31 protein-coding genes and 1 pseudogene are annotated in these 25,214 nt (G+C 36.5%); 4 read left to right on the forward strand and 28 right to left on the reverse strand.

Translation table 11 applies throughout. The annotated features are described in order from the left end of the window. Positions 1-12: 12 nt before the first annotated feature. The 18 genes and pseudogenes from ACXADT_RS22150 to ACXADT_RS22235 all read right to left on the reverse strand — a co-directional run bounded on the left by ACXADT_RS22150 (position 13) and on the right by ACXADT_RS22235 (position 13,926). On the reverse strand, positions 13-744 hold the full coding sequence (locus ACXADT_RS22150) for an urease accessory protein UreH domain-containing protein (RefSeq protein WP_474834844.1): 732 nt from the start codon (positions 742-744) through the stop codon (positions 13-15). A 17-nt stretch (positions 745-761) separates the two neighbouring features. Continuing rightward, positions 762-1,508 carry a F510_1955 family glycosylhydrolase gene (locus ACXADT_RS22155; protein WP_474834842.1) on the reverse strand — a complete coding sequence of 249 codons (747 nt, stop codon included), beginning with the start codon at positions 1,506-1,508 and terminating at the stop codon, positions 762-764. Positions 1,509-1,552: 44 nt separating this feature from the next. Next, on the reverse strand, positions 1,553-1,735 hold the full coding sequence (locus ACXADT_RS22160; protein ID WP_474834840.1) for a hypothetical protein: 183 nt from the start codon (positions 1,733-1,735) through the stop codon (positions 1,553-1,555). Between the two features lie 176 nt (positions 1,736-1,911). Further along, on the reverse strand, positions 1,912-2,493 hold the full coding sequence (locus tag ACXADT_RS22165) for a YdhK family protein (RefSeq protein WP_474835135.1): 582 nt from the start codon (positions 2,491-2,493) through the stop codon (positions 1,912-1,914). Positions 2,494-2,675: 182 nt separating this feature from the next. Beyond that, positions 2,676-4,208, reverse strand: a complete 1,533-nt coding sequence (locus ACXADT_RS22170) for a multicopper oxidase family protein (protein ID WP_474834838.1) — start codon at positions 4,206-4,208, stop codon at positions 2,676-2,678. Positions 4,209-4,336: 128 nt separating this feature from the next. Beyond that, positions 4,337-4,567, reverse strand: a complete 231-nt coding sequence (locus ACXADT_RS22175; RefSeq protein WP_474834836.1) for an SHOCT domain-containing protein — start codon at positions 4,565-4,567, stop codon at positions 4,337-4,339. A 33-nt stretch (positions 4,568-4,600) separates the two neighbouring features. Beyond that, a complete protein-coding gene (locus ACXADT_RS22180; RefSeq protein WP_474834834.1) occupies positions 4,601-4,984 on the reverse strand; it encodes a hypothetical protein in 384 nt (127 codons plus the stop codon). Then, on the reverse strand, positions 4,978-5,898 hold the full coding sequence (locus ACXADT_RS22185) for an APC family permease (protein WP_474835899.1): 921 nt from the start codon (positions 5,896-5,898) through the stop codon (positions 4,978-4,980). Before ACXADT_RS22185 ends, ACXADT_RS22180 begins: the two co-directional genes overlap by 7 nt. A 230-nt stretch (positions 5,899-6,128) precedes the next feature. Then, entirely contained in the window at positions 6,129-6,368 is a 240-nt protein-coding gene (locus tag ACXADT_RS22190; protein WP_474834830.1) for a hypothetical protein, read from the reverse strand. A 439-nt stretch (positions 6,369-6,807) separates the two neighbouring features. After that, positions 6,808-7,287 (reverse strand): hypothetical protein, encoded by a 480-nt coding sequence (locus ACXADT_RS22195; RefSeq protein ID WP_474834829.1) that lies wholly within the window; start codon positions 7,285-7,287, stop codon positions 6,808-6,810. A 587-nt stretch (positions 7,288-7,874) separates the two neighbouring features. Further along, positions 7,875-10,001 (reverse strand): heavy metal translocating P-type ATPase, encoded by a 2,127-nt coding sequence (locus ACXADT_RS22200; protein ID WP_474834827.1) that lies wholly within the window; start codon positions 9,999-10,001, stop codon positions 7,875-7,877. Beyond that, complete coding sequence (locus ACXADT_RS22205) at positions 9,994-10,359, reverse strand: ArsR/SmtB family transcription factor (protein ID WP_474834825.1); 366 nt, start codon at positions 10,357-10,359, stop codon at positions 9,994-9,996. Before ACXADT_RS22205 ends, ACXADT_RS22200 begins: the two co-directional genes overlap by 8 nt. An 87-nt stretch (positions 10,360-10,446) precedes the next feature. Then, positions 10,447-11,064 carry a CadD family cadmium resistance transporter gene (locus tag ACXADT_RS22210; RefSeq protein WP_474834823.1) on the reverse strand — a complete coding sequence of 206 codons (618 nt, stop codon included), beginning with the start codon at positions 11,062-11,064 and terminating at the stop codon, positions 10,447-10,449. A 54-nt stretch (positions 11,065-11,118) separates the two neighbouring features. Next, positions 11,119-11,210: pseudogene (locus ACXADT_RS22215) on the reverse strand (transcriptional regulator); the annotation flags it as partial. Between the two features lie 372 nt (positions 11,211-11,582). Continuing rightward, complete coding sequence (locus tag ACXADT_RS22220; protein ID WP_474834821.1) at positions 11,583-11,861, reverse strand: hypothetical protein; 279 nt, start codon at positions 11,859-11,861, stop codon at positions 11,583-11,585. A gap of 21 nt (positions 11,862-11,882) precedes the next feature. After that, positions 11,883-12,860, reverse strand: a complete 978-nt coding sequence (locus ACXADT_RS22225; RefSeq protein ID WP_474834819.1) for a helix-turn-helix domain-containing protein — start codon at positions 12,858-12,860, stop codon at positions 11,883-11,885. Between the two features lie 71 nt (positions 12,861-12,931). Next, positions 12,932-13,240 (reverse strand): hypothetical protein, encoded by a 309-nt coding sequence (locus ACXADT_RS22230; RefSeq protein WP_474834817.1) that lies wholly within the window; start codon positions 13,238-13,240, stop codon positions 12,932-12,934. Between the two features lie 95 nt (positions 13,241-13,335). Beyond that, positions 13,336-13,926, reverse strand: a complete 591-nt coding sequence (locus tag ACXADT_RS22235) for a hypothetical protein (RefSeq protein ID WP_474834816.1) — start codon at positions 13,924-13,926, stop codon at positions 13,336-13,338. Between the two features lie 510 nt (positions 13,927-14,436). Between ACXADT_RS22235 and ACXADT_RS22240 the strand changes: the two genes are divergently transcribed. Then, positions 14,437-15,660, forward strand: coding sequence for a tyrosine-type recombinase/integrase (locus ACXADT_RS22240; protein ID WP_474834814.1), 1,224 nt, complete (start codon positions 14,437-14,439; stop codon positions 15,658-15,660). Between the two features lie 362 nt (positions 15,661-16,022). Here the strand turns inward: ACXADT_RS22240 and ACXADT_RS22245 are convergent, their stop codons facing one another. Further along, on the reverse strand, positions 16,023-16,253 hold the full coding sequence (locus tag ACXADT_RS22245) for a hypothetical protein (RefSeq protein ID WP_474834812.1): 231 nt from the start codon (positions 16,251-16,253) through the stop codon (positions 16,023-16,025). A 238-nt stretch (positions 16,254-16,491) separates the two neighbouring features. Between ACXADT_RS22245 and ACXADT_RS22250 the strand changes: the two genes are divergently transcribed. The 3 genes from ACXADT_RS22250 to ACXADT_RS22260 all read left to right on the forward strand — a co-directional run bounded on the left by ACXADT_RS22250 (position 16,492) and on the right by ACXADT_RS22260 (position 18,508). Next, complete coding sequence (locus ACXADT_RS22250) at positions 16,492-17,397, forward strand: hypothetical protein (RefSeq protein WP_474834810.1); 906 nt, start codon at positions 16,492-16,494, stop codon at positions 17,395-17,397. Between the two features lie 380 nt (positions 17,398-17,777). Continuing rightward, positions 17,778-18,266, forward strand: a complete 489-nt coding sequence (locus tag ACXADT_RS22255) for a hypothetical protein (protein WP_474834808.1) — start codon at positions 17,778-17,780, stop codon at positions 18,264-18,266. Between the two features lie 86 nt (positions 18,267-18,352). Beyond that, positions 18,353-18,508 carry a hypothetical protein gene (locus tag ACXADT_RS22260; protein WP_474834806.1) on the forward strand — a complete coding sequence of 52 codons (156 nt, stop codon included), beginning with the start codon at positions 18,353-18,355 and terminating at the stop codon, positions 18,506-18,508. Positions 18,509-18,802: 294 nt separating this feature from the next. Here ACXADT_RS22260 and ACXADT_RS22265 read toward each other — a convergent pair whose 3' ends face one another. The 9 genes from ACXADT_RS22265 to ACXADT_RS22305 form a co-directional block, all read right to left on the reverse strand. Beyond that, positions 18,803-19,162 (reverse strand): hypothetical protein, encoded by a 360-nt coding sequence (locus ACXADT_RS22265; RefSeq protein WP_474834804.1) that lies wholly within the window; start codon positions 19,160-19,162, stop codon positions 18,803-18,805. 259 nt (positions 19,163-19,421) lie between these two features. After that, entirely contained in the window at positions 19,422-20,000 is a 579-nt protein-coding gene (locus tag ACXADT_RS22270) for a hypothetical protein (RefSeq protein ID WP_474834802.1), read from the reverse strand. Positions 20,001-20,239: 239 nt separating this feature from the next. Continuing rightward, the gene (locus ACXADT_RS22275) at positions 20,240-20,557 is read right to left on the reverse strand and encodes a DUF2325 domain-containing protein (protein ID WP_474834800.1); all 318 of its coding nucleotides are present in this window, start codon (positions 20,555-20,557) and stop codon (positions 20,240-20,242) included. Between the two features lie 90 nt (positions 20,558-20,647). After that, complete coding sequence (locus ACXADT_RS22280) at positions 20,648-21,100, reverse strand: response regulator (protein ID WP_474834798.1); 453 nt, start codon at positions 21,098-21,100, stop codon at positions 20,648-20,650. Positions 21,101-21,503: 403 nt separating this feature from the next. After that, entirely contained in the window at positions 21,504-22,145 is a 642-nt protein-coding gene (locus ACXADT_RS22285) for a hypothetical protein (RefSeq protein WP_474834796.1), read from the reverse strand. A 24-nt stretch (positions 22,146-22,169) separates the two neighbouring features. Then, positions 22,170-22,775 (reverse strand): hypothetical protein, encoded by a 606-nt coding sequence (locus ACXADT_RS22290; protein ID WP_474834794.1) that lies wholly within the window; start codon positions 22,773-22,775, stop codon positions 22,170-22,172. Next, a complete protein-coding gene (locus ACXADT_RS22295) occupies positions 22,768-23,355 on the reverse strand; it encodes a hypothetical protein (RefSeq protein WP_474834792.1) in 588 nt (195 codons plus the stop codon). Before ACXADT_RS22295 ends, ACXADT_RS22290 begins: the two co-directional genes overlap by 8 nt. 281 nt (positions 23,356-23,636) lie before the next feature. Continuing rightward, positions 23,637-23,783: a hypothetical protein gene (locus tag ACXADT_RS22300; protein WP_474834790.1), complete on the reverse strand. Its 147-nt coding sequence runs from the start codon at positions 23,781-23,783 to the stop codon at positions 23,637-23,639. A 76-nt stretch (positions 23,784-23,859) separates the two neighbouring features. Then, a complete protein-coding gene (locus ACXADT_RS22305) occupies positions 23,860-25,041 on the reverse strand; it encodes an AimR family lysis-lysogeny pheromone receptor (RefSeq protein ID WP_474834788.1) in 1,182 nt (393 codons plus the stop codon). Positions 25,042-25,214 lie beyond the last annotated feature (173 nt).

Raw genomic sequence — 25,214 nt, forward strand, 5'->3', positions numbered from 1 at the left:
TTCATAAAACTTTTAGAACCAGTATGTAATAGCATCAAGGACGCCAATCACAATAAGTATAATTCCCGCAATTCTTTGTAAAGTAACTCCAATTTTTCTACTTCTTTTAAGAAAAGTACCACTTAATCCGAAATACCAGATCAAGAACATCGCAATAATGAAGGGCAATGACGTTCCTAACGCAAACGTAGCAGGCAGGACTGCACCGTATGAACTTGCGAGAACAAGAGGCATTAGTAGTATAAAAAACAGTGAAAACATTGTAGGACAAAACCCTAATGAAAAGCTTCCTCCCATTAGAAATGCTCCCCACTTGCCCTTCTTCAAGAATCTTTCTGGAACTTTACCAAGCTTTACACTCCAGTTCATTTTTAATACCTCTAATAGGTATAAGCCTATTAAAATGACCAGAGGTCCGAAGAATTTTCTTGCCACAGGTAAAATCATTGTGAGGCTTCGCTGAAATTCTTGGCCCAGGATCCAAACGATTAACCCCAGGGTCGAGAAAACGGCGATTTTACCTAAAATAAATGAAAATACCTCGCTCCAAGCAATTCCTTTTTGAAATGAACGATTTCCATAGAACGTAATCGCGCCTATATTCCCTGTAAACTGACAGGGGGCAGTCGCTCCAAGAACCCCAAGAATAAAAGCTGATAACAAAGGAATCGAGTTAGTCTGGTATGCCAGTGTAGTCAGAGGTCCACTAAGAAATTGACTTAATGCATTAAAAACATCATACATAGTATTACTCCTAGTATTTATTCTATAATTTCACCATCTTTAACTAACGCGTTCCAACTTTCCCCTCTATCATTCGTTTGATATATAGATTCACCAACTGTGTGGAAAACAATTTCTTTCTCGTCTTGAGGATTGACCGCAATATAATCAATTGTTTCTAGATCACCTTCTGGCATAGAGAGTTCCGTTTCATTTCCATTTTTAAGATTTTGGATAACTAACTTCTTATTTTCTGTTGCATAAACCAGTTGATCTTCCATGAATGTGACAGAGCTAACACTGATTTCTTCAGTTAAACGATCAAACGAATTCCCTTTATCATTTGATACAAATAAACCTAATGGTGATGTAATAGCTACGACATTGGAGTCGGTTGGGTGAGTAGCGATTCCTGATACTTGATTAGGAGTTCCGTTAAGCTGCACTTTTTCCCATTCCTTTGCATCTTCGCTGTAATAAACCCCAGTACCCATCTTACTGTTTTCCATCTGGTTCACTGCGTAGATCGCATGACTTTCATAGCCCACTGTAAGGTAATGGAAATCTGATTCTCCCTGGAATCCTAACTCTTCTATCGTTTTACCTCTGTCCATACTTTTAATTAGACCAAGCGGGTTTGGAAGATTAGATCCCTCTCCTGGATGCCCACTACTATAAAAGCCATCAGAAACATCATTAAAGCCCATGTAATCATTTTTATTATCTTTTGCTTCATACCAGGAACCCTCAAAATTTATAATTGGTCCGTTATGAGTTGCAATCATTAATTCATTACGATTACCTGGGTATCCAATTCCATGAACATGGTCTATTTTTCATTTTGTAATTCGCCATATAAACTGGACTCTTTTAATGAAACAAGCTTTTCTTCTCCCTCTTCGACTTGAACCACTTCAGTGTTGTCTTCTGGTTTCGCTTCCTTATCATTCTGACATCCTGCACTAATTAGTAAAATCGTTGTTCCTATTAAAGTAAACCACTTCGTTTTCAAGTAATGATTCTCCTTTTCCTTATATTAAAGCAATCCGTTCATACTCTACCAAAGAAATATTGAGAATTTGTGCAAAGGAGTGATTGCAGTACAAAATAATTATAAAAACAATTCATGCACCTATCTTACAAGCATGATAGGTGCATGATAAGTAACAATGACTATAATAATATTTTCTAATTAACAGTTAGTTCAGACTCTGTTACCCACTTATGATTGGTTACTTCCTCTCCCCCAGTAGTAGGCATATAATCTACCATGTAAACCGTAGTAGGGTTTGCCGATTCGATGGTCGCTTTAGCGCTCTTCATACCTTTCATATGGGAAGCTGTAAGAGTAACTTCCATCCCCTCTTCTAACCTTTGCTCTCCAGCTTCTTCTATTTCCTCTTGAATTACCCATTTGTGGTCTTCTACCATTTTACCACCTGTAGTAGGGGTATACGAAATCACATATGCTGTCGTTTGGTAAGCCCCTTTGATTGTAGCCTCAGCACCCTCCATCCCTTTCATATGGTTTGCTGTAATGTTCGCTTTGCTACCAATTTCATAAGTTGGGTTATTTGCTTCCTCCAACCTATCCGGAATGTCTCTAGATCCTGAATGATTCATACCTTCCTCCATACTTTCTTCAGATTCAGAATTCATGTTTGAAGACTCCTTATTTGTTTCTTCTTTCATGTTTTCATTATTGCTGCATGCAACCAATAATAATGAAAGGATTATAAAGGTGAGTGCTATCATGTTTTTCTTCTTCATCATACTCTTCCAACCTCCGTAAACTTTCTCTTAATGTGGCCCTTTTATGAAGGATCATGATAAATATTACCTTCAAGATATGAAGTTATTGTGTAGAAACTATTATTTTTTAAGACAAATACTATAAATGATCCAAACTAAATAAAAGTTGCCTTGATATTGTACCCAGGCCATCCAAAAAGTTAGTTTGGCTGGTTATTGTGCTCTCCGCCAAGCTCAAAAGGTGAATAGACACTTTTATAGTCTACGATTGTTACCATGCCTCGATTAGCATGGTTGTTATCATGACAGTGAAACAACCATTCCCCTTTATTATCAGCTTTGAAGTAGATGGTGTATTCTTCTCCTGGCTTAACGTGTATTAAATCCTTCACGATCGGGGCATCATATTTCTTTCCATTTTTTGAGGCTACCTGGAAGCGATGACCATGCAAATGCATAGGATGATTCATGTTTCCGGAATTCGTGATTTTCACCTTCACGATATCCCCCTCTTTCACATTGATAGGAGGAGTATCGGGAAATACCTGATCATTAATCTGAAAAGCTACACCTTCCCCCATGTCCATTCCCATGTTCAATTCCATATTATACGTGACGTCAGGTTCAGGTACATCTTCAAAAATCATTTCTTCACTTCCAAATGAAGTGCCAGTTGCAACATCAGTGCCAGAAGATGAAATTGATTGATTGCTTGGGTCAAAAGCTTCATCTTCACTGGAGAGAACAGGAATTACCATATCATCTGCATTGTCTCCACCAGAGTTCTCTCTAATTACTGTAGGTTCACTACTCTGTCTTGTGTATTCTACATCGATCCGTTCTCCAGGCGCGATTTCTAGTACGTTCGAAGTACCACCTGAATTCTTAACCTTTTCACCATCGATCTCGATCACTTTCATTGCTTTTTCAGGGAAAACCAATTGATGTTGCTGGTAACCTGCGTTAACGAAGCGCAATCTTGCCGTTTCTCCTTCTTTCATAACAAGTGGTTCAACGGCCTGTCCCGCTTTTCCGTTCACTGTGAACGTATCATACATCTGTTCGGTATCAGCCTCGCCGTTCATTGTCATAGCACCCTTCATCATGCCACCCATATTCGTTATATCTTTTTTCTCTTGGTTGACGGCCCATTCATCAAGGATGAAAAATTCCTCTTTTTCATATCTTTTCTGTTTCTCTTCAATAACTAGTGAACCATAGAGGCCTTTATCCACCTGTTTAGAACTATGCTGGTGCGAATGATACCAGTACGTTCCCGCATCATTGGCAATAAATTCATATGTGAATGACTCCCCTGGTTGTACAGCATCCTGTGTGAGCCCCGGAACACCATCCATTTTATTGGGAAGTAACATCCCATGCCAGTGAATCGTAACTGGCACATCTAGTTCGTTCTTTAAATTAATTCGAATGTAATCCCCTTCAGTAACACGCAAAGGTTCCCCAGGTACCGTCCCGTTGTATGTCCACGCATTGACTTTCTTACCTTCACTGATGTCCCACTCGGTCTCCTCTGCAGTTAAGTTGAATGTCTTTACAGGTCGATTCTCTGGTTCCTGTGCATTCACTTCTAGAACACTAACCTCACCCTGCGTAACACCTTCTGGTAAAGATTTATCCCCACTACTATAAAAAGGAGAATTCAGAAAAGCCACTCCTCCAATAATTAGTAGAATGACGATTACGATTGATCCTATTACTTTTCGTTTCATTCCGTTTCACCTCTTATGAATTTACCTTCTGTAGTCATTCCCCCGTAAATATGCAGAAAATGTCGAGACCGTAATATGGAGTTCATCCTTTACCAGGTATGAACTCCGTTTAAACCTAACAACTTAGATTACTCATTCAATTTTCTTTTTAACCGGTCATATTCTTCTTCTGTTATTTCACCTTTCGCGAGACGTTCTTTCAACGTTTCGTGGGAATTAGTTGAAGTAGACTTACTATGTGATCCAGGTTTCCTCATCCAAAATACGATAACAACAATTGCAATGATAATTAGAATGAAGAGGAAGCCGAAACCAAAGAAGCCACCTCCCATTCCTCCCATTCCGCCACCGTTCATCATCTTAATCCACTCCTATACTGTCTTATAGTAAGATTACTTTTCACGTCTGTACTTCAAGAAAAAATGTTCACCAATAAAAATGAATATGATAAATACAACAGAAACTACGACAATCAACCAGTCAGTAGTAGCTTTGACCCACAAGAAGGCGAGCAGAACAACTGCATCAAGAGTCATGGCAGTCAGCACAACCCCTGATTTAGCATTTACTTTTTCACGTAAGTGCTTAAAGACACCCCAGTGCACAATCATATCCATAACGAGATAAAGAATGGCTCCGACTGAAGCAATTCTACTCAGGTCAAACACAACTGCTAACACCATTGCAAGTACGACGGTGTAGACAAGAGTGTGCTTTTGAATACGCCCTGGCATACCGAAATGCTTATGTGGAATAAGCTTCATATCTGTTAACATCGCAAGCATTCCGAGACCGCAAAAACGCTTGCGATTATACCTGAGATCGTTGCAATGATAGCGATAGCAACAGTGAACCAGACACCATACTCCCCAAAAGCTGGTCTTGCTGCTTCTGCTAAGGAGTAATCTTTTGCCTTAATAATTTCACTTAATGGAAGGTTGCTCGATACTGCCCATGCAATAATCAGATAAACCACTAAGCTTATAAGGATCGAAGCAATAATCGCTCGTCCCACGTTCTTCTTTGGCTTCACAATTTCTGAACCGCTATTAGTTATGGTGGTAAAACCTTTAAAGGATAGGATTGTTAATGCGACTGCAGCAATCATGCTAGCTATAGTAGTTTCTGGTGTTCCGCTCCCTCCCTCAGCAGGAGTAATGGAAAATCCAGCGACCCATAATCCTCCCATTGCAAAAATAACTAATCCAATTATTTTTAGTAGAGATACGATTGATGTAAATGTTTGAATAAAGCTATTACCTGAAATATTCACTAAGAAAGCGAATAACAATAGTCCAACGCCTAGCAAAGAAACAAGATAACCTGATTGGTCTATATTAAATATCTGTAGCGTATACGTACCAAATGTTCGTGCGACAAGGCTCTGGTTGATGACCATGGAAACGGCCATTAACATAGCTGCCGAAGCAGTTAATGTTCCTTTTCCATATGCTTTAACAAGAAACATTCCGATTCCACCTGCGGAGGGAAATTCGTTACTCATCTTCACATACGAATAAGCACTAAACCCTGTGACGATTCCACCTGCAATAAAAATCAAGGGGAACCATATTCCAGCTAGTTCTGCAACCTGACCAAGTAATGCAAAAATTCCTGCACTGATTATTACCCCGGTCCCTAAACCAATTGCTCCAATTAAAGAAAGGCTATTTTCTTTGTATTCTCCCAAAACTCTCACCCCTATAACATTCTCTTAGCTTTATCCCCTTACTTTTTGCAGATTTTATGCATTTTAATAAAAAAATATTCGATTTGCTATATTCTCACTACATGTGGCTTAAATTCAAACAAAGACCGCTAGACTTTCTAATTTGAAAGTCTAGCGGTCTTTGGAACTTAATAATAATTTCCTATTGAGGTTTGCTCAAAAACCTTCCAATGTCCATTCATTACAGAGGCTTAATATTTCATTACGATATAATGTCTTGTTTTTTCTTCATCCCTTGTTTGAATATAATAGGTGTCAGATCCCTTATAATCTATATCTACAACCGCCTGACCGTTAAACTTTTGATCTTTTGAAACAAATTCTTTAAGTTCATTTACCTCGTTAAAATCATTGAAGAGGTTATATGGACCACAAGTGGATATTCCAAGAATAATTACTAGAAATAAACCAATTAATATCCTATTCTTCATTTCAACCTCCAAACACCGCGAGATACTACCAGCCTAAAACCAGATGAGAACAAGACTAAATTATTTTCGTTTTTATAGGTGCACCCGCTATGCAGAAATACAGTTAAGGCATAGAACTGGTAACAAAATATATTCCAACAGTTATTACACTCAGAAAAGTCATAAAGTAACTTGATGATAGCAAGAGTTTTTTTATCAACAATTGCTCATTTATTTGTTTTTGAACAATGAACCCTACCGCCACTGCAATAATCCAAATAACTATCCCCATCAATGAGAATAAGTATCCAGAGTTCATTATCCACAGTATTAATATAGCAGAATGAAATAATAATAGACTCCAAGCGAATGCCTTCAAATTCTTCTCTCCTATTCTGATAAAAATATTAACCCATTCCTAAAGAATCCAGCCCAAAACCTGCACAGAGCGCTATTTGCCTTAGATATTCAGCAATGCTCTTATTCTTTCTGTGTCACCGGGTGAAACTTTATATACTTTATCTTCGTGACCAATGTATGTAAGATAACTTTCTTCATCCGATTTTCCAAGTATAAGTTGTATTCCATGAGTATCTTGATTTTTATACTCCACGAGTATGTCGTAGTCAGGAATTTCCTTGGAGACTCCCTTATTAACCAATGTTGATCGCTCCATAATTTTTTCAAAATTAGATGTTACTATTTTTTCTTGTGAAGAAAAGCTGAAATTTTCGTTTAGCCCTCCGAAACCGTCTGAATTAGATATAGAGATTTGACTAATTGTATCTAGTAGAATCATTTCATCGTTTTCAGATTGACACCCAAATAGAGTAATTACAATAAAGACAAATGAAATAATTAAAGTAATTCTTTTCAGATCCCCCATTAAAATATCTACACCCCAACCTTCAGAGTTACCCCGCCAAACCTTCGATACCAATTATTTCAAATTATCCCAAATTCCTCAACCCTTTATTTCGCAAAAAAAGAAGCCTATCTTATTACAGATAAGCTCCCTTCGTATTCTCTTTTGCTTTGTCTTTTGGTATATTCAATTGCCAACATTACACCTATTAGGGTTAAACGAGCCTGGTAGATTAGAACCAATATATGTACCCAAAAATCCAATCCATGTATAAGTGCTACCTCTTACTTCTTTTATTTCATATCTCATTAATTGGTTTACAGAAGGAGAGACAAGAACTAATAGAATTAAAAAAAGATTATCCATAGATATATATTAGGGAAAAAGAGGGAAGCCGCCACGATTCCTAACATTAGTCGTTATGGTCTTGTCATAGAACGGCAGAAAAATCATTTAGTATGAATTTGAAAAGACCTTTTTAAAATTCAAGAATTATCCCTTTCCACCCTATTATCTCGAAACTGAGTCTTCAAGAATCCTGTCCAAAACCTTCATAGAACGCTTACCTTTTATTCAGCAAGCGCCCTCTTTAGTTGAATAAGACTAGCACTATAATAATAAAGCAAGAGAAACAACAGTGTTTTCTCTTGCTTTATTATTTTTTATTCCTTTACTTTTAGTAACCGCAAACTGTTAAGGGTTACCAACAACGTAGCTCCCATGTCTGCAAAGATCGCGATCCACAATGTAAGCCATCCAGGCATAACTAACAGTAATGCAACTAATTTAATCGCTAAAGAGAAGGTAATGTTTTGCTTGATGATTGCTAAAGCCTTACGGCTTAATTTAATCGTATATGGCAATTTTCTTAAATCATCAGACATTAACGCAATATCAGCCGTTTCTAGTGCTGTATCAGTCCCAGCTCCACCCATTGCTATACCAACAGTGGAAGCAGCAAGAGCTGGTGCATCATTCACGCCATCTCCAACCATTGCGACACTTTGGTACTTTCTTCGAAATTCTTTAATGAAATTCAATTTATCTTCTGGCAGTAAATCAGCTTTAATATCCGAAACACCGACTTGTTTTCCAATTGCTTTTGCTGTCCTTTGATTGTCACCTGTCAGCATCACGGTATCAATACCCATATTATTCAACTTGCCGATGACTTCTTTAGATGATTCCCTCATTTCATCGGCTACGGCAATGAACGAAAGAATTTCTTTTTCTGTTCCTAACACCATCACTGTTTTGCCTTTTGTCTGCATCTCCGCAATTTTTTCTTTTCTATCACTAGAAATGCTTCCATGCAATTCCTCAAAAAGGTTCGGACTTCCTACATAATACATTTGGTTATTTACTTTTGCTTTTACACCTTTACCTGTAATAGATTGAAAATCATCGACCGATACATCATTGAATTTCAATCCTTTTTCTTCTGCTTTTCGCATAATAGCTGAAGCAAGAGGATGCTGTGAACCTTTTTCAATCGCTGCTGTGATCAACAATAAATCATTATCATTTTCACCAAAGTTTATGGTGTCGGTAACAGCAGGTACACCTTTTGTTAATGTTCCTGTTTTATCAAAAGCAATGGCTTTAACGGCTCCTGCTTCTTCTAAATAAATACCACCTTTAATCAAAACACCATTTCTTGCTGCATTTCCTATTGCGGTAACCACGGCAACTGGAGTTGAAACAACCAGTGCACATGGACAACCAACCACTAATACAGCTAATCCTTGATAAATCCATTCGCTCCAATCACCGCCGAATAACGGAGGAATAACTGCAATTAAGAATGCCAGAATCACAATAGCTGGTGTATAGTATTTTGCAAATTTATCGACAAACGCTTGAGAAGGTGCTCGTTCTGCTTGAGCCTCTTCCACCAAATGAATGATTTTCGATAATGTAGTATCTTCCACTCGTTTTGTTACTTTGACTTCGAGCAATCCCTCTTCATTCAAGGTGCCTGCAAAGACTTCATCCTCAATCGTTTTAGTTACTGGAACACTTTCTCCTGTAATCGCAGCCTGATTTAGCGTAGAAGTGCCTTTAATGACCACTCCATCCATCGCTAATTTTTGCCCAGGCTTTACGATCATAATATCGTCCACTTGAATACCCTCAACATGGACCATCATTTCTTCATTTCCACGACGAATTAACGCTTCTTTTGGAGCAATATCCATCAATGATTCAATAGACTGCCGAGCTTTATCCATTGAATATCGTTCTAAGGCTTCGCTGACGGCAAAGAGAATAACTACCGTTGCCCCTTCACCCCATTCACCAATGATTGCAGCTCCTATAATGGCGATGGTCATTAATGTATTCATATCAAACTTTAATCGACTTAGATTTTTAAGACCTTTAATGAATAGCGAATATCCACCAATTAAAATGGATGCTGCATAACCAATCGTCGGAAGAAAATGTTCTTCCCCTAATTGCTCTCCTAAAAACCAACTAATTACAAGCAATACCGCTGAAATATAGACTTTAATATTTTCTTTTTGCTTCCAAAAAGGTTCATGTTCTACCTTTTTTTCATTTTCGTCTCGTAATTTCAAGTTTTCAAAAGCACCTGCCTTTTCAAGTGCTTCAATGGTTGTATTTCCTGTAACCGTAATTTTAGAAGCACCAAAATTAACTTTCGCATCCGAAACACCATCCAGGTGTTTCACGTTCGTTTCGAACGTTTTAGCACAGTCAGCTCAGGTGAATCCTTGAACACGGTATGTTTTTGACTCTTGTTCATTGACCTTTACTTGTTCAGACATTACCTTTCCCCTCCTTCTTATGGGCTAATGAGAACATCATTACCTGCTTAATATGTTCATCATCTAACGAATAAAATGCGAGTTTACCCTCTTTTCGAAACTTAACGACACCTTGTTTATGAAGTTTTCTCAAATGATGGGAGGCATTGGCGACAGTAACACCTACGATATTCGCAATATCACATACACAAAGCTCTTCATCTTGGCAAAGAGCATAGGTGATTTTTGCCCTATTTTCATCAGCAATCACTTTTAACATTTGGGCAACACTAGAAATATCTACTGTTTTTAAATCTCCTTGTATTCGATTCACCTTTTCTTCGTCATAGCAATAGATTTCGCAAGTATCTTTACTCATATTCTCACCTCATTCATTCAGAACTTAATTCAAGTGAATCTCATACAAATCATTTCTTAATGCTTTTGTCTTGTTAACTAGTATTTATTAAAACAGTAATGTGAATAGGGCATTAAATGTTTTATTTTCAAATATAATATAAATTCCTAATCCTATGAAGACAATTGGAACAATCCAACGTTGATACTTTTCAATTTTTTCCGATATAAAATCCAAGTTGGCTAAACGATAACCGACATAGAGTAAAACTCCAATCATAATTAAAAAGGTAAAGATAGAGACAATAATTTCAGTCACGTTCAATGTTGTGAAATACGGTACATAAATGGAAAAATCATCTGCACTGGAAGACAATACAATAAAAGTTACCGTTACAAATAATTGATTAAACCTACCTGAGGAAAATAACGATAAAATGTTTCCTTCATCATTATCCTCATCTCCCTTAATCCATATCTTTATACCTAAGTAAAGTGGTAAAAGCCCAAGTAGTCCTATAACCCATTGTTGAGGAATTAGGTTAGTAACACCAAAAGCAACTAAAAGGCTTGCTCCTATAACAATTATCGTTCCAATATACTTGCCTAACCAAATATGTTTTGCCTGTCCTTTTTTAATTTGTGAAAATAATAGAATTAAAATAACAAGGTAATCAATACCAGTTGCTACATAAATAGCTGCGGCTGTAAGTATAGTTGTTATCATTTTTCAACCCCCTCTTTCCTATATGTCAACACAAACTTTTGAACATTTTATGCAAACACTAGAAATATCTACTGTCTTAAATCCTGTTATAATTGATTAACTTTTTCTTCGTCATAGCAATAGATCTCGCAAGTATTTTTATTCATATTCCCACCACTTTCTCATTCAAACATTTACTTGAATATAGTATACCCTTTATCCACTTCATCATTCAAGCATTAGCTTGAATGAAAAAAGAATTGGGGGGAATCCCAATTCTCGCAATGAGTGTTTTTTTTTACAAACCTAACACGTCAGTTTAAGGAATAACCCATCCCTTTATTTGCTATGCATTTTGTCACCTCTGTTGTTTCTTTTCAAATATCTAAAATAGCTTTCAGAGAAACTTTATGACCATTTTAAAAATCAATTTTTTATTCTAATTTTATTACATCTTATTGTTCTAAACTGCCCTTATCTAGAATAAAGCTATTATCCTAGCTATATGAATTGAGGAGGACGCCACTATACCAGTTATATTAATCAGTGAGATCCTCTTCATAAAAAATCCCCACAGAATCATTTGGGAATATAATCTCGTAGCAAACCTTTCCATTATCTAATACCTTTATGCTCATCACATTCCCCTGCTTACCCGCAAAGCTAGAAACATAATAGTAGTCTTCTGGATCCATGGAATTATCAGGGTGTTTTATAGTAAGGAGATCATTCGGTTGAAATCGTGGCGTACATATAATAGAAGGTTTCTGGTTTACATCCTCTTGTTCTTCAAACAAACTCAACTGATCAACGCTCACATTCCTACACCGCCCAGCATTTCATTTGTATTCTTCACCGATTTCAATAAGCTCTTTTAGATAGGCTTCAAGACTAGTCCCTTCATCCTTCGCCCGGCTCATATAATACTCTTTCTTCGAAGAGGTTAAATAAACAGGTACTGGTTTTAAATCGCTATCGATATGGACATCGTGATGTCGCTTATTCACTTTTCCTTCGATCAGGTTGTTCTCTAAGAGTGTGAGTTCTTTCGAGTGTTCAACTTCATTTAGTGGCAATAGGATAGGTTTGACCTTAACTACGATATCGGAATCCGTGAGACTAACCTTAATGTTTCTTGGTCCAAGATGTTCATATAAGAGTTCGATGAGAGCGTAGACTGGTGATGATATGTGCCTAGGCTTTGAAAATGAGAATGTTGCATATCCCTTTTTACTGATATACTTCTTCGTCTGAATTTGTTGTTCAACATGATATCCTGATGATTCAGCTTCCTCAATTGACAACAATTCTCCGTCCTCCGTCGTGACCATAACTTCAGAACCATCGATTTTCGTAATACGAGCAGCTTCCCCTGTTTTTAAGTTGTTAAGCTTTTGATATAAGAAATAACTGTTGTCTTTATCCTTAACGTAATAGAATTGCTTCGCATCTTTATACTCACGGAATAAGTCACTTTTCATAAACGTCTCAAGTTCTTCTTCGGTCACAAAGTTCATCTCGATTCCTCTATAGACATGCTTAAAGGACTGAATGATTCCTTTGTTTAGATACGATTTAATTGTAGGAAGCGGCATATCGAGCTTTTTAGCAATGTCCCCTGTCGTATAGCCAGGTTTCAAACGCTTGTTTTTCAATGCTACAACATCTTCTTTTCTAAATAGCTTGGTGTTGTCCACGCGCCAATCTTTATAGACTGGGACCAGTTCCTCTTTTTGAATCCAGCTGTAGATCGTCTCAATCGCAACATTTAGTTCTTCAGCAACCTGATTCGTTGTGTAATATTCTTGGTTTGTCATGTAATCAAAACTCCTTATACCTAATTAAATACCCTCTACCGCTGCACTCTTGCTGAGCCATTCTACCGCCTTTACCAATAGCGGTTCAGGTTCTTATAGTAATCAAATTTTCCTGCTTTTCTTATCCTCGAGAGCTTGGTAGCGATAGCCTTTGGTGGATGCATTAAGGCCATCGACATCATGTTCATTCCATCCCCCACGTACTTACATAAGTACTCCATATCGGACTCTGTAAAGTTCTTTCCAAGATTTTGATGAAAACAAGGATGGTACTTCATGATTCCGTCGCTATCAAATTCAACTTCAGGACAAAAGATCCCTTTCTCGCACGTGCACGTTTGAAAAAAGCTTAATTGTTCATGTATTTTAGTTTCACCCATTTGGAACACCCTTCCTTAAAGCTAGTTCTATTGCCATAAGGTACCGTAAAAACACCATGATTGAGGCTACGCATGAGCGTAGCCTCTCTATATATTTAACGGCTTTTGAAGGCTTCTGCTTCTTTTCTTGTACTAAAAACAAAGGTTAAGTGATGCTGTGATAATTTAAAATAACTTCCATCCGGATCGTGAGAAATGGGAAAGGCGATGCTGAAGGTCTTTGTCGGCTTACTAAACACGATTGGAATAATCTCATCCTTTGCTACGAGGTAACCGGTATCGCCTTCCGTCAAGCCCTGGCGCCAGTGCTCTCTCTTTCGAACAAATTTATCGAGTTTGGTTCCTTTATGCACCGGACCTAATGCAGCTGGTAGTCCTCTTAAAGATTCACCACTCGTTAAGGTGAAGTTTACTTGTAGCTTGTTACTCGCTTTAATGCTCGTAATGATCCCTAATTCCCCACTATCCTTAGAGCGAACGGGCAATCCAGGGTAGGCTTTCTCCAAATCAATGGATTCCCCCTCCGTTATGTTGTAAGAGAAGGAAGGAAATTTCCTTTTTAATCTATCGATCACTTGTTTCTTTGCGATAGAGAGAATCTGATTCTCAGATAGTCCCTTCTCTCCTTTCACCTTAACGGAAACTGCTTCCTCGAAACGAAATGTTACTGTCTTTACTTCACCCATTTTGAACATCCTTTCTTAAATTAAGAAGTGTATGGAGGTCTTCAACTTTCCACACATTAGACCTCGGCTATCAATTAATTAGGTTGCTAGAATACTAGTTCAACCTTCTGAATGATAAGCACATTTTAATAGCTATGCTCGATATCTTTAATCTCCTTTCTTTTCACTTTGTTAGTCGAATAACATACGAACTGGTGTACGTTATTCCAACTTAATGAAAGTATAGCATATGTTTCCATCATATAAAACTATTAACTTTATAATCGGACATATAAATATTATTTTAAATATCTATCATTATTTTAGGGGAGGAAGAATAATGCATTTTTCCTTTTAAGTGCAATCAATGAATATATAATCGTGATAAAATATATTTGTATCATTTTCTATTTTTACTATATATCTAAGACAAACATTAGAATTGTTACTAATGATTATTCTTCATAATTTTATGATTTAGTAACACTATTTAATATATAGAGTCAATAACTAAGTAGGAGGTTAGGGTATATGGAAAAACAAAATAAGTACGAACTTATCCAAGGGATGAATGATTTAGAGAAACAGAAGAACGCTATCCTTCCCTATCAATTGCTATCACTCCAAAAACAGATGCTAGATGGCAGTCGTTACGTTCAGTTGATGGACCAAACTGATTACGATCCGGACTTTGATTATTTTTCTGCATTTAATGACCTAGAAATGATGTATATGTTTGTACATCATGAGCGCGATTTGGATCAACAGAAAAATCGTACTGAACAAACGAAAAAGGAATATCTACGAGAGTTACTCTTTTTCTATAACCAACTTTCTTCTGCAGGTGAGTTATATGAATTTGATTCTACAAAAGCTGATCTCACTAAGCTGTTGAAACAATTAGAGCCAAAACATATTAGAAAGTATCAAGCCTGGTTGAAAGAAGTGAAACTAGGAAGAGCAAAAAAGAGGGATATAGATCACAAAGACAAAGATAAAGAATCAGAGGATAAAAAAGTCCGCTATTCTGTAGCCACGTTATCTAGAAAAACGGTAATAATAAAGGCTTTCCTTGAATTTTTATATAAGCGGAACTACATAACTAAACGACTTCATGAGGCACTTAAAACTAGTAATGTTCATGAAAATGATCGTCCAAATCGAGATTTATACGAAGCTGAGGTATTGCAGTTACTCAAATATTTCGAGAATAACATTGTTGAACATACTTTTATCAGTGTTCTAGCAAGTACTGGACTTCGGGTTAAGGAACTATGTCATGCTAGAATTTGTGATCTTACATATTATGAAGGAAAATTGTTTCTAGAGGTTATTGGGAAAGGAAATGAAAAAAGAGAAGTATTAATCCACCCTAAAATATGGGATAGAATTGTAGCTTATCGTAAAAGGAGAAGATATACATCGGAATTGGATGGAAGTGATACCACTCCTCTATTACCAGATGCCAAAGGTAAGAATTATAATGAAAAGTACCTTTCTTCTTATCTCTCAAAAGTAATGAATAGAACCGATTTACCTTTTCTAAAGGCAAGAGCTCAGCGCATTTCAGCACATGACCTCCGTCACTTCTTTGCAATATATAGTTCTCAACGCGGTGCCAGTTTGGAAAGCATATCGAAAACATTGGGGCACAAAAGTCTGACCACTACTCAGATTTACTTACAAAAGCGTTTGGCTAGGATGGATAACGCTGCGAATACATGGATAGATTCTAGCTTTATAGATGGAATGTGATGGACAAATATATAGAGAGTAACTTTATGAAATTTATAGTCAAAATATAAAATACAATCACAAAAAACTTTCACATAAGAAGAGGAGGTTTACATACCCTGGGAAACAATCGTATTTTTGTTCATAGCTGTGGTAGCTTCATTTAATGCTTTGGTTGGTGTTCGTATCTTCTTTAACGCCTCATATATTAAAGAGCATCCTTCCATTCTGTGGTGTGACGATTTGTATGTATATGTTGTTTACCTTATAGGGGCACCTGATAACCTGATAACCAGATCCCTCTAAAAAAGCACTTCCATATCTGGAAGTGCTTTTTTTCTTGAAAATAAATACTCTTATTCTTGTTTTGGTGACAAGGTATACTACCCATGATTGTGATTTTCCTTTTCCGTACCGGTATTTTTCTTTCTTTTAAATAGTACGTAAATAACATTTCCTATCACCAATAGTACAGATCCGATCATCCACCCCAATATAGATGGTATATGTGGGATATCAGGCATATATAAGAATTGACTAACGATGCTCCCCCCGATGAATACTGCTAGAGCCATCCAGCTCAATTTCCATTCAGAGTTATCGATTTTCTTCATGATATTTCTCCTTTCTATAACTTTTAAGATTATGTCATGCCCAAAGGCCCCTGATATTCCGTCTATTTTATAATTTATTCCAAAATTTTGTATTATTCGACTATTATGTTACACTAATTCATGCGTTCCTTCAAACCATATTATGGTAATGCATACAAATAAAGGTGGTGTTAAATGTTTAGCGCTAACGTCAGGTGTCGGGTTGTGACTGTCGCTAATAATGAAAAGGAGTGTTAATTTGAAAAAGTTACTATCAATCATAACAATGTTTGCAATGGTTTTTAGCTTAGTTTCTACTGCATTCGCTGGTCAATCAGCAGCTGCAGGTAATGGCCCAGGTAAAGCTGAGTTCAATGAAGATGAAAAGGCCATTATCGAGGATACCTTAAAGGATTTTGACATAGAAGACTATGCTTCCAACATAGAAGACCTTTCAGATGAAAACAGACAACTTGTAGCTGATACGATGAAAGATTTTAATTTAAATAACCCTGAGCATTTCGGGGATATTAGTGAGCAGGGTGAAATGGTAGTCATTTTACAAACCGATAAGGACAATACAACGGTCTCGATCACTGATGATGTAGTGGAAGTAATAGAAAAAGTAAATACAGATGATTACAAGATAAATGATGAAAATCACCATATTGAAGTAACAATTAATGAAGGAAAAAAGAGTAAAAAAGCGAAATCGAATAATACGATGGCCTCTCTTGATGATAAGTCAGGAGATGTATCAACTCAAGCAGCTGATGGATGGATTGAAACGAGTTATAAGTCAGGTCCGTGGGATTTCTTGTTCTCGGATTGGGTAAACATCAACGCAGAACGAACGCTTTCCTCTTTATCCACTGGCGCTGTAGGTAGTGTCGTCAGCGCATCAATAGCTGCGGCGGCAGGTGCGACATTTGTAGGTGGTATTGCAATAAGTATAGGTGTGGGTATCGCGTATTACTTTGCATCAGCAGATGAATACCCTACCAATGTAGGGAAAGTTTATATGGCGGTCTATGAAAATAGCCCTTATCCTACAGCTGATAGAAAAGTGTACACGAACGCTTATGCCGTTTATCAAGGAGAAACTATCTATCTAGGAACAGATAATACTTATTATGCTCGTTGTATTGGGTGCGGTGGTGTCTAATAATAGTGCTAGTTTACTTGTTGTTTGATAACGGATTCTATCATACTAGCAAATGATTCTGTTCCCATTTATAAGTAGCCTTCATCTTTTTTAATTATGTTGCCTCTTTAATAGAACAATTTAATAAGATTAAAGCTACTTTTAAAAGATGACCCTCTATGTTTACAGGGGTCATCTTTTTCTATAGCTTATATGGATTTTATTAATGTTCTCCAATTGATAAAAGTACGGTAATTGACATTTTTTAGTCAAGTCTATAATCATCAAAAACTATGAAAATATAAACTTATCAGAGAATGAGTTATACTGAGAAACGAGTTTTCAATCCTTTGTTCAAACATTTTTATACAGATGAAATAACTATATAAGGAGTGATATACATGCAGACAGATGTAGGAGAATATATTGTTGGAGCTTATCTTAAAAGTATGCTGGAGTGCGATTTTGTGGACTACAACGTTAGAATCCCAGGCGGTGGTTTGAAAGGGTTATCTGAACTTGACGTAATTGGTTTAAACCTTAAAACGAATACAGCTTATTTGTGTGAAGTAACCACTCATATAAGAGGGTTATTGTATCGTAACAATGAATATACGGTTGAAAAGATTAAACAAAAGCATAGAGTTCAACAAGAATACGCAGATCTACTATTAGAAAACTTTCCGGAGAAAGTCTTTATGCTATGGTCTCCCTACGTTCCTGAAGGCTACATAACACAAAACTTAAAAAAAGTAGATACATTGAATTTAGTAATAAATAAAGACTACACCAAATGCATACAAGAAATGAAGAAAGTCGCTGCCCAAAATACAAATGATTTAGGTAATCCTTTTTTAAGAACTTTACAAATCCTAGAGCATTTAAGATAGTTGATTGGTAAATCTATAATTTAGCGAAAATCTCTCAATATATGTGTTGTATTATGAACCTATAAAAGATCTCATTGGAGGTTTATATGACCTGGGAAACACTCGTATTTTTAATTATTGCTGCGGTAGCTTCATTTAATGTGTTGATTGGTGTTCGAATTTTCTTAAATGGATCTTACCTTAAGAGTACTCTTCCATTCTTTGGTGTAATGATTTGTTTCTATATGCTCTTTACCTTATAAGAAAGAGGGACCAATTAAGTTCCCTCTTTCTCGGTGGTAGCGAACTATTTTGAAAGCCCTGTTCAATGGTTACCCCTCATTATCTTTTCTTTTTCGATCTTCAAGTTGCTTGTTAGTTTTAGAGATATTATGATTTGCTTTAGCTATGAATGTATCAACTCTCATGTTGATTTTCCTAAGGTCTCGTAAGATTTTTTCAGAGCGATGCTTGTTAAGCATACTCTCACCCCCGTGGTAAGTACATTCTTGCTAAACTCCATATTTTCTATGAAGAAAATAAAAGCCAGGATAGACTTATTCAAGTCCATGCTGGCTTTTATCCATAACGACAAAATCTCCAATCTTGTCATCTTCGTTTTCCTTTTTCAAGAACACCGTTGCAGATGTGTGGTCTTCTTTGCCGTTATAAGTTATCGCATAGAGTCCTTCTGTTACTAATTCAGCATCTTTAGATGGTTTGGCATCCTGTACTTTTTTAAATTCGTCAAAAGTCATCCCAATATCAATAGAGTTAAATTCTTCAAGAGTAAGGTATTCTCGTCTTTCCACGTCTCCAGTACCGTATGTTCCATATATAGTTGATGCAACGATCACTAGAATTAACAACACGGAAAAAACTGCCCACGTTTGCCAAGTAGTAAGTATTTTTTTCATAGATGTCTAAACCCCTTTTGCTGCTTCTTTTTGCCTTCCCTTCATTAATCGACACCTGAAGCTTTTGAGTTTAGTAAAACAAAATAAATTTTACTATTAAAATCAATCTATCAATAATAAAGCTCTAAGTTATACTGCATTAAATAATATTAGGTGATTTTATATATACCTAATACGGTAATTGAAATTTTTGTGCATTTTTTCTTTATCGGATACTATTTATTGTAAAGTAGCTGAGTTCATTTTCTCCCTTTAGATGTTAATGCATGGTACATACATTTTTTGATAAGTTTGCAGTTAATACATTATTTTCAGGATCACTCTCCAAAACTTCTATTTTAACATCATAATCATTTACCGATATTTCAACATTCTCGTTAACTGCAAATCGATATTCTTCAACTTTTTCACCATATGTAGAAGTTAAAGAAATATTTTCGTCTGAAAAATATCCATTAAAATTCAAATCCGTTCTTTCTAATTCCCCATCAATAACAGTTAATGTGGAATCAATTCGTTCACCTGGAACTAATCGTGTTGTTTCGTTGGCAAGAATAGCCCCCCTTGGTTCTACTAACTCTCCCTTTGAGTTCCTTAAAATATGGTATTGTTTACCCTCTTCTTCATCCCCAATAATATAGTTATTAAAAGAAGCACTAACTACACAAAGGTCATCTAACTCTTTCCCTAAATAGTCTTCTAATTCAGTTTCTATCTCCATTGCATTCTCTATGGGGGGGCCTGCAATTTGTTGATTTAAATAACGCAATATGCCAAAGCTTAAACCCCCTAAGACTAATAAGCATACAAGCATAACGAGATAACGGGTATGAGCCATTCTTCTCCTCCTGATACAATTACCCACTAGCACATTCTCTGGAAACACCTTTACTGTCAGAATCCAACTGAAAATCGCTTAGGTTGTTCTATTTTTTTAAAAAGCTTTTAATAAATGGGAAGACTCCTATTCTTGAAGTCTTTTAGCATTGATTCAATGAATGTTATCGAAACCTTATATGATATTTAAATTCCATATAACCAAAGACATAGACTAGGAATACCGTGTTCATGAATCATTTAAGCGGCAGCTCCCTTTTCAGACATCTTATCTATACAACTTTGTATAGCTCCAGAAGCTCCAAAACCATTATGGTATACAACAGATTTGTTGTTTTTCTTGCTTAACTCTTTCACCACATCCATCGATACATGGCCAAGAGCTCCAACCATACAAACAACTACATCAGCTTTCTTGATAATGTTACGGAACTCTTTTCGGTTGCCTCCATTTCTTGTCTTCCCTTGATGAAACAGAACTTTGCAACCATGTTTCGCCCCGATTTTTTGATAAGTTCTTTCCTGACTTCCACCGAAAACAGCAATCGTAATATTCATAGTAAAACGCTCCTCGTAAGTTATTTATAACAAATATACCACAAAAAATACGTTATTCAAGTGTATATGTATTAAACTTCCATACGGGAGTCACAAAACAATTGATTTAGTTTGCTTTTGATTATGTATCGAGTATTGTACCTGGTAAGCATCGAGCAGCACATTCGCAACCTGGGGATGGATGTATCGATTACCACTTAAGATTGTTTCAATACAATTCAGGAGTTCATCAGTTCTCATATTCTTTAGTAAGAATCCTTGAATATTTCTCTTCAGAAGGGCGAGCATTCTCTTTTTACCCTTATCTGGAGTAGATAAAATAACAACCTTCGAATGAGTAGCAATAAGAAAATCGATTAAAAGAAGAGAATGCTCAAAACTAGTATTAGGTTCAACTATTACTAAGTCGGGAATGCCTTCTAACTTTTCTGGACTAAGACAATTCGTTGTTTCAATGACCAGTTCAGGAAACTTAATTTCTAGCAGGTGCTTTACTCCTTTTCGATAGGTAACTTGATCATCGATTATGAGTACTTTCTTCAATTAGTGAACCTCACTTTCTTTTATATGTTTATATTTGCGGTTTTCATTTAGTAAGTAATAAGAGACAAAAGAAAACGGAATAGAAAGAACTGCCAGAAATAAGCTGGTATCTATTAAGTTTTGGAGGCTTCCATAATAGTCATGATCGATTATTGTCATGACAAGAAAAGACATTACAAACGAAACAATGAATGTGAGGAAATAAGCAACGAAATACCGGGAGATTAGCATCGCAATTTTTCTTCCCACTAATCTGAATAGATACAAAATAAATGCTCCTTTCCCAAAAAAAATGCACTCCTCAAAACGATGATCGGTAGAGACTACCAATCAAAAATTTTGAGGAGTGCATCCTGTCTATTAATCTATTTTTATTATACTGTAACTTTATAATTGATAGCAATCATTGCTTACTTTTCCACTTCGATGGTTTTGGGTGTGAAATTATAGATATCTTACCTGCACAAAGTAAAGCGTATTGGCCATATCCTTCCTCATCTACATACCATACCATCCGAGAAGAAAGTGACAATGACGAACCATGGTCATGAAGTGGATAAGGGGATTTATATACTCGATCAGTCCAGCCTTGCTGGACTATAGCAAAGTTGTCTATAGCTATAAATTTTTGTGGTGATTTGTTTACTACCCAACATCCAAACTTCTTATCAGGGTCTACATACCATATGGCGTCTTCCCGTTTAGCTGGAACATCGGGTTGGATTGGATAAACTGAATCTTCCGGTACGATCTCCCCTTTGAATTCCATAAAGATGTTGTCCGCCTCTTCTTCATCTGTAAAGTCTTCATCAAAGAGGTCGAAATTTAACGGTTTTTCCCAAGGATTATCTTCGGACTCTACTGAATGCTCCTTTAATATCAGCTCCCCACAGCGTGCAGCTATCTTCGGATTGTCAGGTTCCTTTATATCGTGTACGCCACACTCATTTGTGATGGGGTCAAATAATTCGCAATTGGAACGACACGTAATATAATTCTTTTCGTTTTGAACCGTCGGATTATTTACAACTAGTTGTAGCTTCATATTCCTGACCTCCTACTTTGATAGTTAGATTGCTGTTAAGACGACCGGCATAATAGCTGTTAAAATAACCAGACTCGATGCTCCAATAAATAACCGTTTGCTCCACCTTCCATACTCCGGATGGTTAAGGAACTTATGGAATAACTTCATAAGAAGCGCGACTAATAACATACCTATTGCAGAATAAAAACCTGCTTTGATTAAAAGATTCATTACATCTGTAACCAAATGTGGTATTTCAGATTCTGTTGTGGTAAAAGAAATAATAAAAAACAACCGAATGGTTAGGACAAAAATAGGAACACCAATTAGTATACCTGTAGATCCTTTTAACACCATGCCTGTTTTGGTAACCAAAGCATACGCCATTCGAATTACACCGATTAAAAACATGATGCTGAACAGGGTTGATATGGTTAGAGAAATCATTGGCGCTTTACTATTCAAATCATTCGTTATGTTTGAGACGGTTTGATTCATTGTCGTAGTTTCTTTGGTTTGGCCGTCTTCACTCTTAAATATGGGTAGAGTATCAGATGCAGCCATTGCGTCTATAGGAAGACTAAACAACAAAAGAAGTAAAGAGAGACCTACTAACAGAGGCCAGCTCTTTAAATGTTCTTTAAACATTTGTTGTATTCCCGCTTAGTGAGATGTATTCCGACACTAACTCTGTGGTTACTTCGTAGTGGATTTTCCCACTCACTACTGGAAACAGTACATCAATCACTTCCACGTTGCGGTTGTTTTTCTGGCACTTCTCAGTGATATACATCCATTGCTCAACCAATTGCTTATTACCAACCGATTTCTCACGAATGATTTTACTTAGCTTTTTCACATCAAACGAGAATTCGAATTGAATGGAGTTAATTTTTCCTTTCGTCCCCTTTAATCTTACGCTATGTAGAAATTGATTATACTTTGATAGATCTTGAAATCTACGGTAAATATAAGCTGTTACTGCAGAGTCGTCCTTAGGAAGAATAACATTAACTGATAGATTCACATTACTGTGATTAAAGGTTCCATCAGGTAAAACTTCCATAGAAATATCCATTCTTTTAAACATTTTAGAAAACTCATCTATCCAGCTAAACCCAGAAAATGTGATATGGTCACGAACATTTTCGTAATAGTCGTCGTCTTGGATAATATTAGGGTTGGCGTGCCCTTTTATGATTGCGTACTGATGAGAATACTTAATCATTATTTCTTCCAGATTGCTATTCGATTTTTTTATACTTTCAACGAAGTTATCTATGTTATCTTCCTTTAAGATCATCTTGACCCACCTCTTTATGTTAGTAGTTGGATTGTACCATCGAAAAACATTCATCCATTACAATCTATATAAAATATCTTTAAGAACATAATTGTCTGATAATTTTAGTGTTTATCAAAACTGAAATTTACTAAAAGTCCTGTAAACTAACGATGACATCACCCAGAATGAGTGATGTCATCTTATTAATACATTATGTTAGTTTACTAGTTTCCAATGCCGCCGCCTGGATCTGTTACTCCATAAGTGGTAACACCTGGAGATGTACTTTTAGCAATTTCAGAATGTGCAAAAGGCGATATCATAAATGCAAAAATTGCGACGGTTGCTATGAATCGTTTTGTAGTGGACAATTTAATCCCCCTTGCAAATTTTTTTACCGTTACATTATACCATGGTTGTGTACCGGATTTTTCCTAATTTACCAATTTACCAAATTAATTCTAACTTCTCATCCCTATCCTTACTCAACTCCTGGAGTCGAGTGAGGGGAAGTCTAAGGTAAAACTTGTTCCCTTGTTTCCTGAAAAGTTCTAAAGAGCGCCTCAAGAGTGAAGGGTCATTCTCAATGAGCCCCTTATAGTAAACTTGAAAAGCAGAAAGTTTACCATTTTTTAATTCCAGCTCATTTATCAACTGATACGCTTCCTCTTTCTTCCCTTTCGAGACCAAAAAGTGTAAACGTTCACCTTCGTCATAAAGCATTTTTTCATCTACATCTTTTGACCAGTGAACCTTTGAAAAATCATATGTCTTCTTAATTTCACTTCTTCTTGCAATCACTCGAGGTGATGCTAAGTCACTTAAAACGTCCATGCTCGCTTTTATGTTATTCTCCACTTGCTCAAAATCCTCAAATAAGTAAGACTGACCTAAAACATGATAACCAGTGGAAGCACACATCGGAAATTTAGTTGAATTAGGATCTGAGGTTAATTCTAATGCTGCGTTTCTAGCATTCTCTAAGTCATTATCACGAAGGTATCCATGAGCATATGCTTCAAGCATTCTTACTCGGAACGCTTCCTTGATATATGGATTCCTAATCGTGTTTATTTCAACTGGTAACTCTTTAGTCAGTTTTAACATGCTGCCGTGCTCTTCCATTTCAAAGTAAGCATACATTTTAATGATATTGACCAATATTCGCATTTCATTGGTTTTCAATTTACGCTGACTCATCAATGCCTCAGTCGCACGGAGTAATGCTGCTCCATTCAATTCACCCATGCTTCTTTTTAAGAGCAACTGGTAAACGGACGCCCATTCATCATTCGGTCGCTTTCCATCAAGATCTTGTGCAACAATGTACTGAAGAAATAGTGACTCACCGTTCATATGAGCATATTCCATTGCGATTCGTAAGTTTTCAGGGCGTTTAGTTTTTCGACAGAATTCAAAAAGTCGTTCTCTTTTGGTTTCTACGTCATTCTCATAGATGAACTCAATCAACTTCGTGAAGTGCAACAATCCAATTCGTATCTGTTCATCTTCTCGAAAGAATTGAGTTACGGCTCCCGGTGATACTTGTAGTTCCCTTGCTACGTCGCTGTTCTTGATTCGTTTATTCGTCTTATCTAGGTTGATTTGCTTCATAAGTTCATTACTCATACTAGATCCCACCACCGTCTATATAGTTATGCAGCTGTTGAAACTGCAGGTAAATCATGTGAGATCTATAAATATAGCTTAGCAAAAAGAAGAGTCATTAAGTATTGGGAAATGCCTAGTAAAAAAGGTGTATAAATCGACCATTTTTTCACGATGTTTCCCAACCCGTGATT

The sequence above is a fragment of the Anaerobacillus sp. ABR4_321 genome, assembly GCF_056158505.1.

Bases quoted from the DNA above. Each gene is read 5' to 3' on its own strand.
- ACXADT_RS22150 (WP_474834844.1), bottom strand. From the start codon at position 744: ATGTATGATGTTTTTAATGCATTAAGTCAATTTCTTAGTGGACCTCTG.
- ACXADT_RS22155 (WP_474834842.1), bottom strand. From the start codon at position 1,508: ATGATTGCAACTCATAACGGACCAATTATAAATTTTGAGGGTTCCTGG.
- ACXADT_RS22165 (WP_474835135.1), bottom strand. From the start codon at position 2,493: ATGAAGAAGAAAAACATGATAGCACTCACCTTTATAATCCTTTCATTA.
- ACXADT_RS22170 (WP_474834838.1), bottom strand. From the start codon at position 4,208: ATGAAACGAAAAGTAATAGGATCAATCGTAATCGTCATTCTACTAATT.
- ACXADT_RS22175 (WP_474834836.1), bottom strand. From the start codon at position 4,567: ATGATGAACGGTGGCGGAATGGGAGGAATGGGAGGTGGCTTCTTTGGT.
- ACXADT_RS22180 (WP_474834834.1), bottom strand. From the start codon at position 4,984: ATGTTAACAGATATGAAGCTTATTCCACATAAGCATTTCGGTATGCCA.
- ACXADT_RS22190 (WP_474834830.1), bottom strand. From the start codon at position 6,368: ATGAAGAATAGGATATTAATTGGTTTATTTCTAGTAATTATTCTTGGA.
- ACXADT_RS22205 (WP_474834825.1), bottom strand. From the start codon at position 10,359: ATGAGTAAAGATACTTGCGAAATCTATTGCTATGACGAAGAAAAGGTG.
- ACXADT_RS22210 (WP_474834823.1), bottom strand. From the start codon at position 11,064: ATGATAACAACTATACTTACAGCCGCAGCTATTTATGTAGCAACTGGT.
- ACXADT_RS22225 (WP_474834819.1), bottom strand. From the start codon at position 12,860: ATGACAAACCAAGAATATTACACAACGAATCAGGTTGCTGAAGAACTA.
- ACXADT_RS22230 (WP_474834817.1), bottom strand. From the start codon at position 13,240: ATGGGTGAAACTAAAATACATGAACAATTAAGCTTTTTTCAAACGTGC.
- ACXADT_RS22235 (WP_474834816.1), bottom strand. From the start codon at position 13,926: ATGGGTGAAGTAAAGACAGTAACATTTCGTTTCGAGGAAGCAGTTTCC.
- ACXADT_RS22240 (WP_474834814.1), top strand. From the start codon at position 14,437: ATGGAAAAACAAAATAAGTACGAACTTATCCAAGGGATGAATGATTTA.
- ACXADT_RS22245 (WP_474834812.1), bottom strand. From the start codon at position 16,253: ATGAAGAAAATCGATAACTCTGAATGGAAATTGAGCTGGATGGCTCTA.
- ACXADT_RS22255 (WP_474834808.1), top strand. From the start codon at position 17,778: ATGCAGACAGATGTAGGAGAATATATTGTTGGAGCTTATCTTAAAAGT.
- ACXADT_RS22260 (WP_474834806.1), top strand. From the start codon at position 18,353: ATGACCTGGGAAACACTCGTATTTTTAATTATTGCTGCGGTAGCTTCA.
- ACXADT_RS22265 (WP_474834804.1), bottom strand. From the start codon at position 19,162: ATGAAAAAAATACTTACTACTTGGCAAACGTGGGCAGTTTTTTCCGTG.
- ACXADT_RS22270 (WP_474834802.1), bottom strand. From the start codon at position 20,000: ATGGCTCATACCCGTTATCTCGTTATGCTTGTATGCTTATTAGTCTTA.
- ACXADT_RS22275 (WP_474834800.1), bottom strand. From the start codon at position 20,557: ATGAATATTACGATTGCTGTTTTCGGTGGAAGTCAGGAAAGAACTTAT.
- ACXADT_RS22285 (WP_474834796.1), bottom strand. From the start codon at position 22,145: ATGAAGCTACAACTAGTTGTAAATAATCCGACGGTTCAAAACGAAAAG.
- ACXADT_RS22290 (WP_474834794.1), bottom strand. From the start codon at position 22,775: ATGTTTAAAGAACATTTAAAGAGCTGGCCTCTGTTAGTAGGTCTCTCT.
- ACXADT_RS22295 (WP_474834792.1), bottom strand. From the start codon at position 23,355: ATGATTAAGTATTCTCATCAGTACGCAATCATAAAAGGGCACGCCAAC.
- ACXADT_RS22305 (WP_474834788.1), bottom strand. From the start codon at position 25,041: ATGAGTAATGAACTTATGAAGCAAATCAACCTAGATAAGACGAATAAA.